The 19,022-nt window shown below is 52.4% G+C and carries 22 protein-coding genes; 20 read left to right on the top strand and 2 right to left on the bottom strand.

What is annotated here, in order from left to right; all coding sequences use genetic code 11:
- Positions 1-23: 23 nt before the first annotated feature.
- The 5 genes from brxL (at position 24) to H627_RS0105270 (ending at position 5,605) form a co-directional block, all read left to right on the top strand.
- Entirely contained in the window at positions 24-2,096 is a 2,073-nt protein-coding gene (brxL, locus tag H627_RS0105295) for a protease Lon-related BREX system protein BrxL (protein ID WP_193323146.1), read from the top strand.
- Positions 2,097-2,124: 28 nt separating this feature from the next.
- A complete protein-coding gene (locus H627_RS0105290; RefSeq protein ID WP_027828093.1) occupies positions 2,125-3,912 on the top strand; it encodes a GmrSD restriction endonuclease domain-containing protein in 1,788 nt (595 codons plus the stop codon).
- A 23-nt stretch (positions 3,913-3,935) separates the two neighbouring features.
- Complete coding sequence (locus H627_RS0105285; protein WP_027828092.1) at positions 3,936-4,358, top strand: hypothetical protein; 423 nt, start codon at positions 3,936-3,938, stop codon at positions 4,356-4,358.
- 174 nt (positions 4,359-4,532) lie between these two features.
- On the top strand, positions 4,533-4,889 hold the full coding sequence (locus H627_RS0105275; RefSeq protein WP_027828091.1) for a hypothetical protein: 357 nt from the start codon (positions 4,533-4,535) through the stop codon (positions 4,887-4,889).
- A gap of 107 nt (positions 4,890-4,996) precedes the next feature.
- Positions 4,997-5,605: a hypothetical protein gene (locus tag H627_RS0105270; protein ID WP_027828090.1), complete on the top strand. Its 609-nt coding sequence runs from the start codon at positions 4,997-4,999 to the stop codon at positions 5,603-5,605.
- Here H627_RS0105270 and H627_RS0105265 read toward each other — a convergent pair.
- Positions 5,602-6,315: a hypothetical protein gene (locus H627_RS0105265; RefSeq protein ID WP_226999201.1), complete on the bottom strand. Its 714-nt coding sequence runs from the start codon at positions 6,313-6,315 to the stop codon at positions 5,602-5,604. The genes H627_RS0105270 and H627_RS0105265 overlap by 4 nt on opposite strands.
- 139 nt (positions 6,316-6,454) lie before the next feature.
- On the opposite strand from H627_RS0105265, the gene H627_RS0105260 reads away from it, so the two are divergent.
- From H627_RS0105260 to H627_RS19135, 12 genes are all read left to right on the top strand, one after another.
- Positions 6,455-6,928 carry a UCP014422 family protein gene (locus H627_RS0105260; protein WP_027828088.1) on the top strand — a complete coding sequence of 158 codons (474 nt, stop codon included), beginning with the start codon at positions 6,455-6,457 and terminating at the stop codon, positions 6,926-6,928.
- A gap of 130 nt (positions 6,929-7,058) precedes the next feature.
- A complete protein-coding gene (locus H627_RS0105255; protein WP_027828087.1) occupies positions 7,059-8,729 on the top strand; it encodes a DUF4091 domain-containing protein in 1,671 nt (556 codons plus the stop codon).
- A gap of 64 nt (positions 8,730-8,793) precedes the next feature.
- On the top strand, positions 8,794-9,963 hold the full coding sequence (locus tag H627_RS0105250) for a winged helix DNA-binding domain-containing protein (RefSeq protein ID WP_027828086.1): 1,170 nt from the start codon (positions 8,794-8,796) through the stop codon (positions 9,961-9,963).
- A gap of 158 nt (positions 9,964-10,121) precedes the next feature.
- Positions 10,122-10,274, top strand: a complete 153-nt coding sequence (locus H627_RS19980; protein ID WP_155827897.1) for a hypothetical protein — start codon at positions 10,122-10,124, stop codon at positions 10,272-10,274.
- Between the two features lie 297 nt (positions 10,275-10,571).
- Positions 10,572-11,987: an aspartate ammonia-lyase gene (locus H627_RS17125; RefSeq protein WP_051225200.1), complete on the top strand. Its 1,416-nt coding sequence runs from the start codon at positions 10,572-10,574 to the stop codon at positions 11,985-11,987.
- 108 nt (positions 11,988-12,095) lie between these two features.
- A complete protein-coding gene (gene rlmH, locus H627_RS0105240) occupies positions 12,096-12,575 on the top strand; it encodes a 23S rRNA (pseudouridine(1915)-N(3))-methyltransferase RlmH (RefSeq protein ID WP_027828085.1) in 480 nt (159 codons plus the stop codon).
- A 25-nt stretch (positions 12,576-12,600) separates the two neighbouring features.
- Complete coding sequence (locus tag H627_RS0105235) at positions 12,601-13,101, top strand: HIT family protein (RefSeq protein ID WP_027828084.1); 501 nt, start codon at positions 12,601-12,603, stop codon at positions 13,099-13,101.
- Between the two features lie 119 nt (positions 13,102-13,220).
- Entirely contained in the window at positions 13,221-13,667 is a 447-nt protein-coding gene (locus H627_RS0105230) for a helix-turn-helix transcriptional regulator (protein ID WP_027828083.1), read from the top strand.
- A gap of 391 nt (positions 13,668-14,058) precedes the next feature.
- Positions 14,059-14,487, top strand: coding sequence for an RNHCP domain-containing protein (locus H627_RS0105225; protein ID WP_027828082.1), 429 nt, complete (start codon positions 14,059-14,061; stop codon positions 14,485-14,487).
- A 135-nt stretch (positions 14,488-14,622) separates the two neighbouring features.
- On the top strand, positions 14,623-15,501 hold the full coding sequence (gene pepI, locus H627_RS0105220; RefSeq protein ID WP_027828081.1) for a proline iminopeptidase: 879 nt from the start codon (positions 14,623-14,625) through the stop codon (positions 15,499-15,501).
- A gap of 128 nt (positions 15,502-15,629) precedes the next feature.
- Positions 15,630-16,244, top strand: coding sequence for a helix-turn-helix transcriptional regulator (locus H627_RS19140; RefSeq protein WP_051225199.1), 615 nt, complete (start codon positions 15,630-15,632; stop codon positions 16,242-16,244).
- Positions 16,245-16,298: 54 nt separating this feature from the next.
- Positions 16,299-16,901 (top strand): helix-turn-helix transcriptional regulator, encoded by a 603-nt coding sequence (locus H627_RS19135; protein WP_258457054.1) that lies wholly within the window; start codon positions 16,299-16,301, stop codon positions 16,899-16,901.
- A gap of 3 nt (positions 16,902-16,904) precedes the next feature.
- Here H627_RS19135 and H627_RS17110 read toward each other — a convergent pair whose 3' ends face one another.
- The gene (locus tag H627_RS17110; RefSeq protein WP_035440005.1) at positions 16,905-17,204 is read right to left on the bottom strand and encodes a hypothetical protein; all 300 of its coding nucleotides are present in this window, start codon (positions 17,202-17,204) and stop codon (positions 16,905-16,907) included.
- A gap of 66 nt (positions 17,205-17,270) precedes the next feature.
- Here H627_RS17110 and H627_RS17105 point away from each other — a divergent pair, with 66 nt between their 5' ends.
- The 3 genes from H627_RS17105 to H627_RS0105190 are packed head-to-tail and all read left to right on the top strand — an operon-like array spanning position 17,271 to position 18,959.
- Positions 17,271-17,657, top strand: a complete 387-nt coding sequence (locus tag H627_RS17105; RefSeq protein WP_051225197.1) for a MerR family transcriptional regulator — start codon at positions 17,271-17,273, stop codon at positions 17,655-17,657.
- Entirely contained in the window at positions 17,654-18,070 is a 417-nt protein-coding gene (locus tag H627_RS0105195; RefSeq protein ID WP_027828080.1) for a GNAT family N-acetyltransferase, read from the top strand. Before H627_RS17105 ends, H627_RS0105195 begins: the two co-directional genes overlap by 4 nt.
- Positions 18,071-18,086: 16 nt before the next feature.
- Positions 18,087-18,959, top strand: coding sequence for an AraC family transcriptional regulator (locus H627_RS0105190; protein ID WP_027828079.1), 873 nt, complete (start codon positions 18,087-18,089; stop codon positions 18,957-18,959).
- Positions 18,960-19,022 lie beyond the last annotated feature (63 nt).

Below are 19,022 nucleotides of genomic sequence, written 5' to 3'. Positions count from 1 at the left end.
TACGAGCGAAGAGTGACGGGGATGTGGCAGTGCCAGCGGAAGCCATTGCTCAGGAGCAAGCGGCAGAAAATGTGCAGACAGACTTGCTGGACAAGTTGGAGGCCTTTTTCCCCGGGCGCTTTGTGCGCAAGGATCTGACCCAGAAGATTAAGGAGGGGGCCAATGTCCCCACCTATGTGCTGGAATTCCTGCTGGGGCAGTATGCCAACAGCTCGGATCCGGTGATCATTGAACGGGGCGTGGAAAACGTCAAGAAGACGCTGGCTAATAACTACGTGCGGCCGGACGAGGCGGAAAAGGTGAAGTCTCGGATTCGGGAAGAGGGAGCGTATACGGTCATCGACAAGATCACGGTGACTTTGAACTCGGATAAGGACCGGTACGAGGCGGCGTTTGGCAACTTGGGGATCACCGGTGTGCCGGTGGATGAGCGCTACGTCCAGGACTATGAACGGTTGCTAGTGGGTGGTATTTGGTCCATCGTGCGGGTACGCTACGACCATACCAGCGATGACCATTTTCTCATTGATCAGCTGACCCCGGTTCAGGTGCCGTCTGTGAACATGCAGGAAGTTTATGATGCCCGGGAGAAATTCACGACCGACGAGTGGATTGACTTGCTGCTGCGGACGATTGGCATGGAGCCCACGCAATTCGATGACCGGGTGAAGTGGCTCATGGTATCGCGGCTCATTCCGTTTGTCGAGAACAACTATAACTTCGTGGAACTGGGGCCTCGGGGTACCGGGAAGTCCCACGTCTACAAAGAATTATCACCCAATTCGATCTTGGTTTCTGGGGGCCAGACAACGGTAGCCAACCTGTTCTTCAATATGGCGCGGCATGAAGTCGGCCTGGTCGGCATGTGGGATGTCGTGGCTTTTGACGAAGTGGCGGGCATTAAGTTCAAGGATAACGACGGCGTCCAGATCATGAAGGACTACATGGCGTCCGGCTCCTTTGCCCGGGGCCGGGACGAAATTCAGGCGTCTGCCGGGATGGTCTTTGTTGGGAATATTAATCAGCCGGTGGACGTGGTCATGCGGACGTCCAATCTGTTTGATCCGTTTCCCGCTGTCATGGCTAACGACACGGCCTTTTTGGACCGGATTCACAACTACTTGCCTGGCTGGGAGATTCCGAAGTATCGGCCGAATTTCTTTACGAACGGCTATGGCCTGATCACGGACTATTTCGCGGAGGTCATGCGGGCCCTGCGGAAGATTTCTTACGGGGATGCCTTCGATAAGTACTTCACCCTGGGCAATCAGCTGAACCAGCGGGACACGATTGCGGTACGCAAGACGGTGTCTGGGATGGTGAAGCTGCTGTATCCAGATGGCAAGTTCACAAAGGATGACATCGCCCAGATTCTGACGTTCGCCTTGGAGATGCGTCGACGGGTGAAAGAGCAGCTGAAGAAAATTGGCGGCATGGAGTTTTACGATGTTAACTTTTCTTACATCGACAAGGAAACGCTTGACGAGCATTTCGTTCCGGTGCCAGAGCAGGGTTCGACGGGATTGATTCCTGAGAATGAAGGGAAACCTGGCCAAGTCTACACGGTTGCTTATGATGCGGATGAACGGTTGAGTTTGATAAAATTGGAGTCGCAGATGACGGCCGGCAACGGGAAGACGAGTTGGACCGGGATCCAATCCAATAGGTTGGCCAAGGAAGAAATGGATACGGCGTTCAATTACCTCAAGGCTAATTTCTCTCAGGTCAGTCAGAATATTGCGCCAGCGCAGCATGACTATATCGTGAACGCAACCAACCTGAATAATGGCGCCATGGCGGCGGAGTTGTCGTTGGCGACCTATGTCGCACTGGTTTCTATTTCGGTTGGAAAGCCGGTCATCGGTGGGTTAGCCATCTTGGGAGACTTTTCCATCGGAGGCACCATTAAGAAAATGGACAGCTTGGCGGATCGGCTGCAGGTGGCTCTGGATAGCGGGGCGAAGGCGGTCTTGATTCCATCGAGTGCCACGAGTGAGTTGGGTACGGTGCCGGGAGATTTGATTGCGGCTTTCTCGCTGAAGTTCTACAACACGATTGAGGATGCGGTGATGAAGGCATTGGGTGTGCAGCAGTAGCGTAGACGTATAAGGGAGGCAATCAGCCGTGGCAGATTCGAAATACGACGTACAGAATAGTCAGATTGGTACATTATTGGGGTGGATTAACTCTGGGGAGATTGGGCTGCCGGAACTGCAACGGCCATTTGTGTGGCCCTCGACCAAAGTTCGGGATCTAATCGATTCGTTGTTTAATGGTTTTCCGATTGGCTACATTATCACTTGGAATAACCCCAGTATTCGGCTTAAAGATGGGTCAATCTCTGTTGGAAAGAAGATCGTGATCGATGGGCAGCAGCGTCTCACAGCATTAGCCACCGCATTGTCGGGGCAGAAGATTATCGACCGAAGATTTAAGCGGCGGCGGATTAGTATTGCTTTTAATCCTTTGACCAGGGAATTTCAAACGGCTAATGCTTTGCTCCAGAAGGACAAACGCTGGATCAGTGATATCGCGGAAGTTTTTGCGGACGACTTCTCAAGCTTCAATTTCATTACCGCCTATTCCCAGGCCAATGACTGCCCACCAGACGAAGTGGCGCGCGCAATCGATGATTTGAAGCGCATTACGTCATACGGCGTCGGCAATATCAGCCTGTTAGATGCGCTGACGATTGATCAGGTGACTGAAATCTTTAACCGGATTAATTCACAGGGGACCCGACTATCCACTGCGGACTTCATCATGTCTAAGATGTCAGCGGACACTCTGCATCAAGGCAATATTCAACGAAAAATGGTTGAATATTTCACCAATCTGCAAGCTGACGCGTCGGCGTTGTCTGGTATTCAAGAGTCTGATCCAAAATTTGCACAATCGGCGGCAATGCAGAAGATTGCCTGGATCGTGAGTGAAAACACGACCCTTTATCAACCGACCTTTGGCGATATTTTCCATGTGATTTTGGGCAGCCATTTTGGTCGAGGAAAACATGCAGATCTTGTTGCCCTAATTTCTGGCCGTGATTTTGAGACCAAGAAATACACGGAAACAGCCATGGCGGCGGCATATAGTAAGTTGGGTGAAGGAATTGATGACTTTGTTAATCAGTCAGACTTTCGCCGATTTATTATGATTCTGGAAAGTCTCGGCATGATCAGCGGTAAGCTGCAATTCAATGGCACGGCGTTCCTGAATGCTGGATATATGTTGTTTCTGATCTTGAAAGGACAAAACGGCATACCTCAGTCTGTCCGCGAGTCACTGGTTAAACAGTGGATTATTATGTCCGCTTTGACTGGCCGGTATAGTGGTTCCAGTGAAACACAGATGGAGCAGGATAGTCATCTGTTTCACCGTGCTGATGTCGTTGCAGCAGTGGAAAAAGAAATTGCGGATGCACTGCCAGAGACCTATTGGACAATTCAATTACCGAATAATTTAGCCACTCAAAGTACGCAGAACAACGGTTGGCGAATTTTTCAAATGGCTCAGGTACACAACCAGACCGTTGCCTGGTTGGAAAAGGATGTTACGGTGCGGACCGTGATCAGTCAAGAGGGCAATATTCACCATATTTTCCCCAAGGCGTATCTGCGTAAGCATGGCGCACAACAGAATGAGATCAATCAAATTGCCAATTATTGCTGGTTGACACAACCCCGAAATTTACAGATCAGTGATTTGGCACCAGAACGGTATATGAAGGATCCAGCAGTAACTGAATTTTCGACTGCAAAAGGGTTGGCCGAGAATGCAATTCCGGTTGACATCGTGAACGGCAACTTCTCAACCTATCCAGATTTTCTCAATCAGCGGCGGCAACTCATGGCAACCGTGATTGCCGAGTATTTTTCTCGGCTAAAGCCATCAGCGGTACCGGGACAGAGTTGAAACAGCATAAAGAAGGGCTTTAGGTGAACTATTACAACGATTTAGGAATTAATCAGGCAGCAGTCTATACGTTTGGCCCAGCAGATGTCGTACAGACAGTCACCAACTTCATCAAAGATCATCCGCAACGGCGGCTGGCCAGTATGCTTGATCCAGTAGCGATTGCAGGAGACCAAGAGGTGTTCCTGGTTTGGTTAAGCTTTGTCGATCCGGAGGCGGAAATGCAATCACCTTTCGCGGGACAGGACATGCATATCTTTCGGATCCCATTGCCGGTGGATGATTCCTTAGTGGGTCGCACGCTGATGCATGGCGCAACCGTGCGGGAAACGGCCATGAAGGCGGCAAAGGCTGCCTATGAGCAGCGGGTACACAACTATCCAGTCGTGTATGCATTTAAGGATGGTTACATCGTCTGCTTTACCCCCGCGGTTTTCCGGGGCTAGGAATGATGTTCAGCGATACTGCTGATCTGCCGCAAGACAAGGTGTTTCAGCTGTGGGTAGATGCGCCGATCTTGCAGTTAGTCAGTGGTGACGAAGAATAGACAGACGCTTGATCAATTCGGCTGATTCAGGTACGATCCAAGATCAATTGATTAAGGATTGGGAGTGGCTTGGATGCCGGAGATCAGTGACCAAGAAATCAAAGACAATATGGATAAAGCGGCGAGTCTGCCAGTCATGGCTGGCGTTCACTATGGTATTGAACGGCCTGATGAGGCGTGTTTTATCCTGAGGGACGGCACTTTAGTGACTGGTGGTACCGCCTTTTGGTATCAAAAGAACACTGTCGGGGTGCTGCAGTTAATGCTCGGCCAATACGCCAGTGACGACTGGCAGTCCATGGTGCGGTCAGCAGGCCTGGTGGTGATTGTGCCAGGAGAGGGCAAGTACCTGGTTTACGATGATCCGACAGAACGGCAAGAGAGGGTCTTAATGGAATTACAGGAATTTTTTGGGTTTGATCTTGGATAGAAAAATAAGAAACTCAGTGCCTTGGAGGGACCTTTGAGCTTCTTCACTTTTGACGCTGACGACCAGACCATAGCTGGTGAATTTGAGTTCACCTTAGGGGGATAATCATGCTCAAAACAATCAAAATGGCTTTCGAAAACACAGAAGTCTTAGAACTACCGGCAGATATCATTGATCTCCACCTGACCCATATTACCGAATCAGCGTTTTTGTTCCACCCCGATTATGGCTCAGCACATGAGTCATTCACTAAGAAAATCGGTGAAGGCTACGTGGCGATCCGCAAGGACTGGTTCCCTGCAATCGCGCGCCGGGCCATTGTGGCGGAACGAACCAAGTTGCCAGATGCGTTGGCAACACAGACGCTGGCGGGGCCATATGTATTGGCGCAAAATGTCAAAGACTGGGTTGCGCAAGGACTAACCGATGACGAGATTGTGCCGCAACTCGTGGACCGGTTGACAGATCATTTTGCCCAAGGTACTCCGGCGGATCTCACGGATTTAGAGTTGATTGCAGATGGTGCACCGACTAGGACTCTGGAGCTGCCCTGGCTGGACATTCGAACCAATGATCCATATTCCTGGAGCGACAATCATTACGCCATCAATTTAGAGACGGCGGATCAGTTCGTTGTGCTGTTTGATGGGAATGATCCGCATTTCCAAAATCGTGGTCGGGAGAAAGCAGAGGAGATGGGGTTTGATTTGATTTAGTCCCACCACCCCGCAATCTGGTCAGCTAAGAACTCACGCCAAGTTTCGGCCTCTGGCCCAGCCAGCGGACCGTAGATCATGCGCGGTACGAGGTAGCCAGAGATGAACCGGTGCATGTCACGCTTCGTATCGTCAGCATCCACGTGCGTCTGTTGGGCCCAAGCTAACTCAGTGATCATAATCTTGGCCAAAATGGCGTATTTGACGTCGGCCTGCATCAAGTCGAACAGAGTCCGGGCCTGCTGTTGGTTCAATCGATATTCCTCATCAAAGTAGGCGCCTGGTTCGGGCTTTTCCAAAATCGCGTCATCATGTTTCACAATTGAGGCGTGGACATCCATGTAGGCTTGTTCTGCCGCGGTCAACGTATCGCCAAAATGCTTGTGCAGGCGGATGGTCGATTCAGCCAGCAAAAACAGATGAATGTAGTCCCAACTACCTACGTAGCCGCGCAAGTAATTCCGATACGCAAGGCTGTCTGCGGGTGTGGCTTGGGAAAACATCTCGTGAAACACAGCCAGCAGTTTTCTCTCAAAGCGCTTATGGAACGTCAGTGAATCGGAGAAAGCCCCGTGCTTGTTCGGCCGATACTCAACGCGATACCGCTTCAGCAAGCCGGTTCTCGTGGCATAGCGATCGCCAATCAAATGTTGGTTGGCCGTGAGCTCAGGCAACGTGCGATAGGGTCCCAAGGGCCGATTCTTATACATTAGTGTCCCTCCTCGTATTCGATTTGCCATCAGTGTAACAGGTTACAGCCGGCCAGAGAAGACCAACGATTGACATTGACCCAGCGCACCGCAACAATGGAGGCAAACATCCCTACATACAAAGGAAGCATTGATAATCATGGCAGACAGAAAACCGACACCCATCGCCAAGGTTTATGAAGCCTTGAGTGCTGTTGCAGATCAGCGGGTCACGTTCCCGACGGAGGAGCCGGGCGAGGCCTTGGTGGTGTCGTCGGATCATAGTAAGCAGTATACGGTACGCTTTGGGGACGGATTTTATTCGTCCAACGATAACGCGACGTATTGGCAGCATTACGCCGGGTACCCGATCGTGGCGGTGCTGATCGAGCAGCGCAAGATCGGCTTGCCCAGCAACTCTAAGAAAACTGTGCAGGCCTTTGCCGGTGTGAACTGGAAGGCACTGAATACGGAGTATAAGGACGATTACGCCAAGGCAACGGCGGATTTTCTCAGCACCGCGGATGACCCTAAGGCACTCCAGAAGCTGGTACGGATCGTGGCCGATCAGCTGGGGGCTTTGGACTTCGCAGTTAAGGGGAATCGGGCTAAGATGCGGCAGCCTGAGTACTAAATCGTGGATATCATGAGTAATTGGCAGGGGCTCCCAGTGGGGGGCTTTTTTGATATAATTGACAGCGCTTAAACCAACTGTGACAATAGGCCTAAAAGGATAACTCACTAAAAGAAAAGGGGATATCGGCATGTTAGCTTTCACCGATTTTGGCCGGCATTACACCCAAACGGAACTGGCGCGGGCCAAGGAACAGAAGCACCCAACTGTCCACGTTTGGCGCGGAGAGCAGGCTTTCATTAGCTTCGCCGTCGGCCCATTAACGAATGGCAAGATACCTGACATCAGTATTGATCTGCCGACCAATTGGACTGTCGAAATCGGCGTCGTCCGAGAAACGTCGGCATACATCGGGCGGGGGATGACGTGGGGTGAGATTCCTGCTGGACCGAACAAGCCGGCTCCGGATTATGTTCAGCCGCTGGTCGACTTACAGACACCGCCAGCACCGTATCTGAATTGTTTGGCCGCGATTACCGTGCCTGCCGAGGCCTATTCGGAGTTGCCGGTAGAGACCGTTATTCAAGTCGGGGAGGAGACCTTGCCCCTGATTTTGCAAGTTGGTGGGCCGGGCGCAATGCCCCTCGACCCGCAATTGTTCAGCTTGGAATTATGGGAATACCCGTATGCTGTGGCACGTTTCTACCATATTCCGGCGGATCAGCTCTTCGGCCCAGAACACGAGCGGCTGACCAAGGAAAATTTGCAGAAATATAGCGCAATGGGCGGGCATTCGATTACCACGACGATTGTTGAAGATCCCTGGCATCACCAGACCTATGATGCTTATCCCAGTTTGGTGCAGTGGACCCGGGCAGCGGATGGCTTCCATTTTGACTACACAAATTTTGATCGGTATGTGCAGTGGAATCTGGATCTGGGCATTGACCGCAAGATCAAGTGCTTCTCAATCTTGCCGTGGGAAAACGAGATTAAGTACCGGGATGCGCAGGGGGCGTGGGTCACTGAAAAGCCGGCAGTAGGTTCGGACCGCTGGCGGGCGATCTGGACGGCTTTCTTAACTGACTTCATTGGCCATTTGAATGAGAAGAAATGGTTCGACCGGACATATATGGCGCTGGACGAACGGCCCATAGATGAGATGAAGACCGTGATCGATTTTCTGAGTCACTTCAAGACTGCGTCAGGGCAGCCGCTGAAGCTGTCGGGCGCGGTGAATTACCAGACGGTGGCGACGGATGTGCTGGATCATTACCAGGATATTTCGATCAATCAGGCTGATATTGGCGATCCCCATGCGTTCAAGCAATTCGTGGCGGACCGGCAGGCGAAGGGGCTGGAGACGACTTTCTATAATTGTGTCGGCAATTATCCCAGCATGTTTGCGTTGAGTGAGCCGATTGAGACCGCGTATCTGTTGTGGTACTTCGCGTCGTTAGGCGTGGATGGTTTTCTGCGCTGGGCCTTGGACGGGTGGGTTGAAGACCCCTTCAAGTCAGTCAATCATTGGTATTGGGAAAGCGGTGATCCGTTCTTGCTTTATCCGCACCGGGAAGGCGATACCGCGCCGTATCTGTCACCGCGGATCATGATGATGGCCCACACATTAGGCCAGATTCGCCAGTGGCGCTTGCTGGCTGCGAGTACGGCGACTCAGGATACACCTGGGGTGAAGGCACTGACGGCATATTTGGATACGCTGATTGATACACCTTTGCCGGCGAAGACGGTGAATGCGTATGGCGCCGCGGTCGGGGTGGATGAAAATGCGGACCGGCAGTATATGCACAAGACGGTGGCGAAGATTGAGGCACTGCTGGCGAGAGCCGGGATGGAATAGGATAAAATGGGCAGCACGAGCGATTGCAGTGCGGCCCTCTTTTTAACGTGGGAAGCGGAGTCTTATGGTAATCAGTGATGAACAATATCGGCAATTTCGGGTGCGGACGCACCACTTGGACCAGCGATTGCCGGCCCAGCAGCTATTAACTGCGGCGGGTACGATCGGCTTCCAGAATTCGCCGCCGGGAGCGTGGGAACAGGCGGTGTCTAACCGGATAGCGGATATTGCCGCGGCAGAGTTGCGAGCGATGTTAGAGAAGCAGAAATCCTTGCTTCAGGCTTGGAGCTTTCGCGGAGCGCCGGCGGTTTTTCCGACGCAGGATGCAGCTGTTTTTCTCAACGCCTTAGTGGCTGAAAAGAATGAAGGCCCTTGGATCTATACGGCCGGACTGGTACCGTCGCTGCCGCAGCTGGGGATTGACTACACAACACTGCTAACCGTGGTCGGCCAGGCGACCAAGGCCGTTCTGGCGGACAAAACAATTACGGGCAAGGGCCAGTTGGATGCAGCGATTGCTGATGCGGTGGCGGCTGACTTGCCGGCAGCGAAGCAGGCGGCGTGGCAGCAGCCGTCGCCTTATGGGGCCAAGCAGACCCTGGGTGAGGCAGCGGTGTCTTTCATGCTGCGGCCGGCCAGCTTTCAAGGCCTGGTGGTATTTGGCAAGCGGTCCGGTCAGTCGCCATCGTTTACCAGCCCCCAGCATTGGGGTGTTGACTGGCCGCAAGAGTCTGGGGCGCTCCGTGAGTTAGCCTGGCGGTATGTGCATGCTTATGGACCGACCAACCGCCAAGAGTTTACCAAATGGCTGGGCTGTTCCACTGCGCAGGGGCAGCGGTTATGGGCTTTGATAGCTGGTGAAGTCACAGCTGTTGACGCGGGGAGTGTGCTGACGGCCGATTTGTCTGAATTTCAAAAAAATGCCAGTCCTACTGGTACCTTGCGGCTGCTTGGGCCCCACGATCCCTATCTGGACGCGAACGGCCGGGACTTGCTGCTGCCGGATAAGAAATTGCAGCGTAAAGTCTGGCGGACGGTGGGAAATCCGGGAGCGGTGCTGCTTGATGGGCAGATTGTCGGGGTGTGGCGGCAGCGGAAACAGGGAAAGCAATTAAGTATGACGGTGGATAGCTTTAGACCGCTGACCGGTGAATTGAAGCAAAAAATCACGGAACAGGCGGAGATGTATGCCGTCTTTCTGAAAATGGCGTTGAAAGAGCTTTTGTATCAGTGAATGCTTCTGTAAAAATGAAAGGATGGATGCGGTCATGGCAAAGCACAATAAGCAGCGTAGTCTAGGCACTTACACGGCGCGCCAAGTGGGGGACTCATTATTAATCACTGTACCAGCAACTGCGGGGGGTAACTGCTGGCACAAGATTTGAACTAACGGTGAATGGGAATGGGGACCTGACCTATCACCGGGTAAAAAGCAATCCGTGGACAGATGGCACATACGCTAATATCGACTTCGATGAATTGCGCAAGACATACGGTACGGTTGACGATACACCTGTTGGTAAAGAGCGACTCGACAAGTATTAAGTCAGAGACGATGATTCTTTGATCGGGACGGTGATGATGAGAAAAACAGTGCCGCCCTTCTTGTATTGGTCTAGATATCAATACCGATTTTTAAAACAGATATCTGTTAACGAATCACCTAGTATAGTCAAAAAAGGCAAAGCACGGTGTCCCCGAAACCGGCATTCGGTGCTTTGCCTTTTTCCGCACGTATAATTTTCAGCTTCCCTGTCAAGATAGTTAACAAAATCCCTTGTCAGATCAGACAGGTTTGGTATACTAGCTAAGATTAATTGGTCTACGGGAAGGGAGAATACCATGCACTACGAAGAAGATTGTATTGGGAAACTCGCAGTGGCGGACGATGTCTTGTACGGCATCAACACCACGCGGGCATTGCACAATTTCAATATCACCACGGAACGCACGGACAGCCTAATTTTCCAGAGCATGATTCAGATCAAGAAAGCTGCGGCAGTCGTTAACCACCGCGGCGGAACATTGGCCGAGCAGAAGGCGAAGCTGATTGTCGCGGCCTGCAACGCGCTGCTGTTGGGTCAGCACCAGGATGATTTGGTCGCCCCGGCCATTCAGGGCAGTGCCGGCACCTCGGTGAACATGAACGTCAACGAAGTGATTGCCAAGTGCGCCATGCGTATGGCGGACGGCGTGACGATTCTGCCGAATGATGACATCAATCAATGCCAGTCGACCAATGATACATACCCGACCGCGGGCAAGATGGCGATGCTCAAGGCATTGCCGCCGCTGCTGCAGAATATTGAGAAAATGGTGGCGGTGCTGCTGGATCTGGCGGATCGCTATGCCAATGTTCTCAAAGTGGGCCGCACGCAGCTGGAAGACGCTGTGCCGACCGTTTACGGCCATACCTTCCATGCCTATGCGTCGCTGTTCCGCCGGGATTTAACTCGCCTGCGGACTGCCGCCGAGGCGTTGCAGCAGATCAATCTGGGCGGGACTGCTATTGGCACGGGCCTGAACGCCACCGATTACTACCGCACCCACGTCGTCGAGGCTTTGAACGGCATCAGTGGTTTGAAATTGGCGCTGGCGGACGACATGATTGATGCGACCCAAAATACCGATACCTATGTGGCCTTCTCCGGCGCCATGAAGGTGCTGGCGGTGGACCTTTCTAAATTCTGCAACGATCTGCGCCTCTTGAACAGCGGTCCCCAGGCCGGCTTCGGCGAACTGCGGCTGCCCGCGAAACAGGCCGGGTCGTCGATCATGCCCGGCAAGGTCAATCCGGTCATTCCCGAAGTCGTCAACCAGGTGGCGTTCCAAGTTATTGGCCAGGACGTGACCATCGGCATGGCGGCGGAAGCGGGGCAGCTTGAGCTGAACGCTTTTGAACCCATCATGTTCCGCGACCTGCTGCAAAACGAGCGGTTCTTGACCCAGGCCATCGACACGCTGGTGCACAATTGCTTGAACGGGCTGACGGTGAATGTGGAACAGTGCGAAAAGAACGTCCGCCACTCCGCGGTCAGTGCCACAGTGCTGAATCCCTATCTGGGCTATGCTCAAACCACGGCGCTGGTGAAGGAAGCGTTGGCGAAGCAATGCGACATTCAGACTTTGTTGAAAGAAAAGAAAATTCTCGCCCCCGATTTGGTGGATCGTCTCTTTTCTCCCGAAGTGATGACCAACCAAGTTCCGACGACCGAATCACGATTCGTCGCGGAGCGCAGTTCACTGCAGCCCCGCTAATCAATTAATCCAGTATCCAGGCTGACTTGCCTGTTCCAGTTCTCTGGGCGGCAGGTCAGCCTGTTTTGTACCCGCACCGCCCTGTATAATGATAGCGAGGTGAAGCCGTTGAATATCAAAGTGATTGGCGTGGGCAAGCTTAAGGAGAAGTACTTCAAGGCCGGCATCGCGGAGTACAAGAAACGCCTGGACAAGCTGGCCAAGGTGCAGATCGTGGAAGTCGCCGATGAGAAAGCGCCGGAGTCATTGTCCGCAGCGGAGATGGCCCAGGTGAAGGAGAAAGAAGGCAGCCGGATTCTGGGGAAGATCAAGGACAAGGAGTATGTGATTGCCCTGGCCATTGAGGGCAAGCAGCGCAGTTCTGAGGCCTTTGCCAAAGAGATTGCCGACTTGGGCACCTATGGCCATCCTGATGTCACCTTTGTGATCGGCGGAACGCTGGGGTTGAGTCCGGAGGTGATGCAGCGGGCCAATGATACGCTGAGTTTTGGCAAGTTGACAATGCCGCATCAGTTGATGCGGTTGGTGCTGATGGAGCAGATTTATCGGGCGTTTATGATTAATATTGGGAGTCCGTATCATAAGTAGTACCAAGCTTAAGGAGGCCGTCCGCTTGACCAATAATTGTCTGATTTGCGACCGTATCAAGCTGATCCAAGAAAACAAGAATCCATACTTTGTCCGTGAGCTGAGTACCGGCTACGTCGTACTTGCTGATAGTCAGTATTTTGAAGGTTACACGATATTCTTGAGTAAACGCCACGTCACCGAACTTCACCAGTTGGCATCAGCTGAGAAATTGGTCTTTCTGGAAGAAATGAGTTTGGTCCAAGAAGCCTGCGCCAAAGCATTTCACGCAGATAAAATGAATATTGAGCTGCTTGGCAACGGGGATGCGCATGTGCATTGGCACCTGTTTCCGCGGCATAACGGTGACACGGCACAGGCCGGACCGGTTTGGTGGACACCGAAAGAAATCATGTACAGTGATGATGTAGTTAAGGACATGCCGCGGTTGAATCGGTTGAGAGCTGAACTAAATGCGGCTCTTGATGGTGTACTGGCTGCCCGTGACTCTGAGGTACAGGCGGTGCGTGAGCTAGCCCTTGATTGAAGGGGCCAGAGTTATCTACATGCTTTTGTTGTTAATTTCAGTTGACACTTTGCCCGTTTGAGTTGGTAGCAAGACACAACCAGCGCCGCGATAATAAGAGGCGTCAGGAGGGATCAGCAATGAAATTCGAAGACCAACTGCGTGACCAGCGGCGTAAAGCCGGGCTGTCGCAAGAAGAATTAGCTGAAAAGGTCGGCGTCACGCGGCAAACTGTTTCAAAATGGGAAACCGGCCAGGCTGTACCGGAATTAATGAAGGGGAAGATCCTGGCTGATTTGTTTGGCCTAACCTACGATCGATTAGTGGGTAATGATGTCACCGTGGACAATCCGAATTGGGAACAGCTGTCGGACCAGATTGACTGGACCGGCGCGTGGGCAAAGAAGTATCCGATCCTTCAGGACTATCAGCACAGGACGAAGGCTAGGATGCTGAGCCAAGAAGTTGCCGATCTCTATGATTGGGTGGGCAAAGAACTCGGTCTGAGCGATTTAGATACATTCCTGGTTGTCAAAGACATGGTGTACCAGCATTATCGGACCCACAGAAAACCGGCGGAAAAGTAAGCAGCAGTTGACAGCGAATACAACAACATGCTAAGATTTGAGCATCTTAATAGCGAGTGAGGTATTGTATGTCGGCGATTGCGTAAGGAACCATTTGTGATACAAAAGAGGTTTTCAGACGATACTCTTTGTGTACCCAAATGCCCTACGGAATGACGCCGCGGATGACAGCACCCGCAGTCTCTTTTGTAGCGCAGTGGGAACTGTGCTTTTTTCGTACCTCCGTAAGGCCTGACGGTACGGTCTGGCAATGCCAAGAAAGGACTATGCTCCATGCATAAAAATTATACATCGGCGAGTGTGCGCTAACCGGAGGGTTTGTGCACAGCACCAACGTTGCAAACCTTCCTAATCGTGAGTCATCAGCGAAGCAACTAGGAGGGTACAACTCGTGAATCGAGAAAATAAACGAAAACAATACGCTAAAGGCTATTACAAAACACACGCGAACAACGACAGCTTCACCTGCAAAGTCTGCGGCCGGCCGGTCATGCCCAATGGGGCGGGAACGGAGCAGCGCAACCACTGCCCGAACTGCTTGAGCAGCTTGCACGTCGACAACGAACCCGGGGATCGGCAAGCCAATTGCGGCGGCATTATGGATCCCGTGGCCGTGTGGGTGAGAAAGGGCGGCGAGTGGGCGATCATTCACCGCTGCCGGCGCTGCGGTGCGTTATCATCCAACCGTATCGCGGCGGACGACAATCCGATGAAGCTCATGTCAATTGCCATGAAACCCGTGGCAGACCCGCCGTTCCCGTTGGATAAAATCGAAGAAATGACGGCCTTAATGGCAGGCGACGGACAGTTAAAGTTCTAACTGCGGCGACGCCATGAAACACCAGGAACACTTGACACTCGGTGGGAAACCGCCGGGTGTTTTTGTCTGGAAAATCAGAAGTAGTACAATCAGTCTTAAGCATTACAATTTTCAGTAAAAGGGACTGACTCAAGAATGAAAATTCAAGAAGGCTACATGCCGTTCCACGAATACAAAACATATTACCGCATTGTTGGCGAACCCAACCCGGATAAGGCACCGCTATTGCTGATCCACGGCGGTCCTGGATCCTCCCACAACTACTTTGAGCTGCTGGATGACTATGCCGAGACCGGTCGGCAGCTGATCATGTATGATCAAGTGGGTTGTGGGAAATCGTCTTTGCCGGAGGACCCCAAGGTGTACGTCAAAGAGACGTGGGCTGAGGAATTGATTGCGCTGCGCAAGTATCTGCACTTGGATGAGGTGCATATGCTGGGCCAGTCCTGGGGCGGTATGCTGGAAATGTACTATTTGACCAGTTTTGATCCCCAGGGAATCAAGAGTGTCATGATCGACGGGTCGCCGTCGTCCATTAAGTTGTGGATCAAAGAGCAGCATCGGCTGATTTCTTACCTGAGTTACGAAGATCGCATGGCTATCGCCGAGGCGGAGCGGACGGGTGATTTCAAGAACGTGAAGTATCTGGCGGCGAATGACCGCTATATGGAACGGTATTGCTGGGATGATCCGGATGAAAACTCACCGGAGCCGCTGCGCCGGCCGACCAATGGCAAACGGGCGAGTTTGATTGCTGAAGGGCCTAATGAGTTCACTGAAAATGGCACGATCAGCGACTTTGAGGTCACGGACCAGCTGCACAAGATCCATGTTCCCGTGCTGGTGACTAACGGGACTGATGATCTGTGCACGCCGCTGATTGCCAAAACGGTGTATGACCATATTCCGGGGGCCAAGTGGCACTTATTTGCCAACAGCCGGCACTTGGCGCTGTTGGATCAGCATGATGAATTCATCAGTGTACTGGATCATTGGCTGAAAGAGAATGACTAGATACCGGTAACTGAACATGCAACAAACTGTAGCGGCTAATATTTCCCAGGAAATACTGGCCGCTACATTTCTTTGCTTGTATGCTTAAAGGAACCGAATTATGTTGAACGACAAGGAGTGAGTGATTGATGACAATTGGTCAACGGTTAGCGGCCGCTCGGCAACATGCTAACTTAACACAAAATACTGTGGCGGCCGAGTTACATGTCGCCCGGCAGACTATTTCGAGTTGGGAAACTGAGCGTACCTATCCTGACATGACGAGCATAGTCGCGCTGGCCAAGTTGTATCGCCTCTCCTTAGATGATTTAATTCGGGAGGATACTGATTTGATGAAAGCATGGACAAAGAAGGACGCTGCCTTACGTGAGGCGCGTGTGCTGTACCGGGTATCAATGATGTTAGATGTGGGTTTCATGCTGCTCTTATTGGGACTTTGCATCAATGCGCCGGGGTTTGCCATGGATGACGGGGTGGGTTTGCTGCTTTTATTGATGGCCTTCACCAACGTCTTGGCCTTGCCGCGAGCTCGGCGATACTACCAGACAATGCAGGCTGAACAATCGCTGCCCAAATGGGTGTGGCGGACTGTTGTATTCAGCTTGGTCGTTTTAATGATTGTGACTCGAATCTTGCACTTTCGGTATACCATCGCTGTGATTGGTATTGGGTATGCTGTTTTTGCAATGGTTATGTTTTGGCCCGATATGCATCGGCCGTTTCGACGCCATAAAACAGCATAATAAAGGCAACTCAACACGACTGTAATGTTTACTAAATTAAACCTGCGAGGAGTAATGATGATGACGATTGGCCAACGGCTGGCGACGGCCCGGCAGCATAGCGAACTGACGCAAAATGATGTGGCGGCCGTGCTGCACGTGACCCGGCAAACTATTTCAAGTTGGGAAACTGAACGGACGTATCCTGATATTACGAGTTTAGTCGCCCTGGCCGAGCTGTATCACCTCTCCTTGGATAACTTGATTCGGGAGGATAAAGATATGATCAAAGCATGGCAAGATAAAGAGGCAGCACTACGGGACGCGGGAATCATGTTCCGCGTGTCACTGTTGTTGGACATTGGGTTCATTTTGTTTCTCGTAGCGGAACAGTTGGCCGTACCGGGCTTTTCGACCAGTCACGGGCTCAGCTTGTTACTGGTTCTGATGACTGTGACCAACGTGTTGTCATTACCTCGGGTCGGTCGCTATTACCGGGCGTTGCGCGGGACGACTAAGAAAAGAAATCTCTGGGCGCCGACGCTACTGGTGCTTGGTCTGGTTGGCTTGATTGGTGTGCTTAAGTGGACGGCGTGTCCCTATTCGCCAGTCATTATTGCGGCGGGGTATGCCGGTGCCATGGTGCTGCTTTTCTGGCCGTATTTCAAACGGCGGTAACGATCAGTTCCTTTGTATTTTCCACCACAAGCCAAGTATAATGACAGAAAGAAGAACGCGCACCAATACATGCGGCCAATGGACATGCCCATAGAGCGCCAGGCCGTTGCCCACCGCGGCAGCGAGCAGACCGGCCAGGCCGAGGGGAATGGCCCATGGCCAAAAGAGGCCGCTTAGCAAGCAGAGGCTGAACGCGAATGTGCCGACAATCAGCCAGGCTGGGATTTTGTGTCGCGATAAGAGTGCGGCCGTTGCCATTAATCCGGCATAGGCGACAACCAGAATAGTGAATAGAATACGCATAATAAACACCTCCATGGGTCTAGTAAACCATGTGGGGTGCACCCCACGGCAAGGAGATGCTGGCCAATGTTGATCGGTGAATTTATCCAGAAGCATCAAACGACGAAGGATACCGTCCGGTTTTATGTCCAAGAGGGGTTGCTCACGCCGGTGCGGCGCGGGCGGAATTATTGGTATTCGGCTGCGGATGAATCAGATTTCGACCAGATCAAGACACTGCAGCAGATGGGATTCTCGATTTCGGCCATCAAGCAAATCCGTGAGCAGCACGAAAAGCATTGCGGTACAACGGAACAATGGCAGTTCAATCTGCATTTGATTGACGACGAGCTGGCTGAAATCAGTGTGCAGGAAAAGCAGCTGGCCGACCGGCGGGCCGGACTGACCGATTTGAAAGAACAACTACTGGCGCTGCTGGACTCAGCAAGCGAAGGAGGAGAAACAACGATATGATTACCTATACCTGGCAAAACGACTGGTCTCAGGACCACATTACCGCCCTCTATCAATCGGTGGGCTGGCAAGCATACCTGCAAGACGTGGCGAAAACCCAGCGGGCCCTGCGCGCATCAACTGTCTTAGCCGCGGTGGCGGATGATGGCCGGTTAGTGGGGCTGATCCGCGGCGTGAGCGACGGCGAGACGATTCTGTATATTCAGGACTTGCTGGTGCGGCCGGAGTTTCAGGGGCAGCACATCGGCTCGACCTTGATCCGGCAGTTTTTAGCAAAGTATCAAGATGTAGGCCAGATCATGCTGCTGTCCGAGGCGGAGCCCAAGACGGTGGCTTTCTATCGGTCGCTCGGTTTCTCGCCGGTCAATCCCCAGAGCTATGGCACGGCGCTGGTGAAGGATAGCCGTTATTAACGAAAGGCGTCAGACGATGATTCAGCACGAAAATGTCCAGGTGGTCCCGCGGCTGCCGTTTAAATATTATGTCCATGATCCACTGACCGCGATTGACGTAGCACCTCATTGGCATCAAGGGATTGAGTTGAATTATCTGGTGGCGGGAGCGACCTTGAAGTTTGTGACGGACGGCCAGACAGCGGAGTACCAGCCTGGGGATATCTGGGCCGTGAACCGGCGGGCCGTCCACAGTGCCACCGGGCCGACAACGGCTGAGTGGGACGAGTTCGGACTGATCATTGACGATGACTTTCTCCAAGCGCAACTGCCTGAGAGCGTGAATTGGCGGATCACTTTAGCGGGGCAGAAATCCCAGGCCGCAGCCCCAGCAGCGTATGCCGCCCTGCGCCGGCATTTATTGGCGATTCACGATCAGCTCGCCAAAGGGGTCACCGATGTTGCCCGGTTGGCGATCTTGAGCGAGTTTTATGCTCTGCTGGTGGTTTTACAGGCACATTTCACCGTGCCGTTAGCAGCGGCGGATATTAATCCTAATCCTAGCCTGACTGACACGGTGATGACTTACATCAATCGCGCCTTTGCTGAGCCGACTCTGAGCGGTGCGACGCTGGCTAAGCAGTTCAATGTATCGCTGACGACTTTGAACCAACAATTCAAAGTGAACTTGCAACTGTCGGTCAATCGTTATATCCGCTTGGTGCGGTTGATGGCGGCGCGGCGGCTGTTGCTGGAGACCAACAAAACAGTGGCGTATATTGCGGCTAGTTGCGGCTTTTCCAGTGATAAGACGCTGAATCGCAACTTCAAGGCGTGGAAGGGCCTGACCCCCAGCGATTATCGCCAGGCATTCGCCCGTTATCACAAAAATGATACCCACAGCTTTTAAAATTGTCCCTTGTAACCGTATTATCCGCGATATGCTACCTCCTGTCAGATACTTACACAGGAG

This window comes from Schleiferilactobacillus harbinensis DSM 16991 (genome assembly GCF_000425885.1).
GTDB classification, from domain to species: domain Bacteria; phylum Bacillota; class Bacilli; order Lactobacillales; family Lactobacillaceae; genus Schleiferilactobacillus; species Schleiferilactobacillus harbinensis.
Note: the sequence above shows the minus strand (reverse complement) of the source record. Positions and strands in the feature narration are given on the sequence as shown.

What these genes read in the sequence shown, in the direction of transcription:
- H627_RS0105275 (WP_027828091.1), top strand. Translation starts at nt 4,533, where the DNA reads ATGCCGGAGATCAGTGACCAAGAAATCAAAGACAATATGGATAAAGCG.
- H627_RS0105270 (WP_027828090.1), top strand. Translation starts at nt 4,997, where the DNA reads ATGCTCAAAACAATCAAAATGGCTTTCGAAAACACAGAAGTCTTAGAA.
- H627_RS0105265 (WP_226999201.1), bottom strand. Translation starts at nt 6,315, where the DNA reads ATGTATAAGAATCGGCCCTTGGGACCCTATCGCACGTTGCCTGAGCTC.
- H627_RS0105260 (WP_027828088.1), top strand. Translation starts at nt 6,455, where the DNA reads ATGGCAGACAGAAAACCGACACCCATCGCCAAGGTTTATGAAGCCTTG.
- H627_RS0105255 (WP_027828087.1), top strand. Translation starts at nt 7,059, where the DNA reads ATGTTAGCTTTCACCGATTTTGGCCGGCATTACACCCAAACGGAACTG.
- H627_RS0105250 (WP_027828086.1), top strand. Translation starts at nt 8,794, where the DNA reads ATGGTAATCAGTGATGAACAATATCGGCAATTTCGGGTGCGGACGCAC.
- H627_RS17125 (WP_051225200.1), top strand. Translation starts at nt 10,572, where the DNA reads ATGCACTACGAAGAAGATTGTATTGGGAAACTCGCAGTGGCGGACGAT.
- H627_RS0105230 (WP_027828083.1), top strand. Translation starts at nt 13,221, where the DNA reads ATGAAATTCGAAGACCAACTGCGTGACCAGCGGCGTAAAGCCGGGCTG.
- pepI (WP_027828081.1), top strand. Translation starts at nt 14,623, where the DNA reads ATGAAAATTCAAGAAGGCTACATGCCGTTCCACGAATACAAAACATAT.
- H627_RS19140 (WP_051225199.1), top strand. Translation starts at nt 15,630, where the DNA reads ATGACAATTGGTCAACGGTTAGCGGCCGCTCGGCAACATGCTAACTTA.
- H627_RS19135 (WP_258457054.1), top strand. Translation starts at nt 16,299, where the DNA reads ATGATGATGACGATTGGCCAACGGCTGGCGACGGCCCGGCAGCATAGC.
- H627_RS17110 (WP_035440005.1), bottom strand. Translation starts at nt 17,204, where the DNA reads ATGCGTATTCTATTCACTATTCTGGTTGTCGCCTATGCCGGATTAATG.
- H627_RS17105 (WP_051225197.1), top strand. Translation starts at nt 17,271, where the DNA reads ATGTTGATCGGTGAATTTATCCAGAAGCATCAAACGACGAAGGATACC.
- H627_RS0105195 (WP_027828080.1), top strand. Translation starts at nt 17,654, where the DNA reads ATGATTACCTATACCTGGCAAAACGACTGGTCTCAGGACCACATTACC.
- H627_RS0105190 (WP_027828079.1), top strand. Translation starts at nt 18,087, where the DNA reads ATGATTCAGCACGAAAATGTCCAGGTGGTCCCGCGGCTGCCGTTTAAA.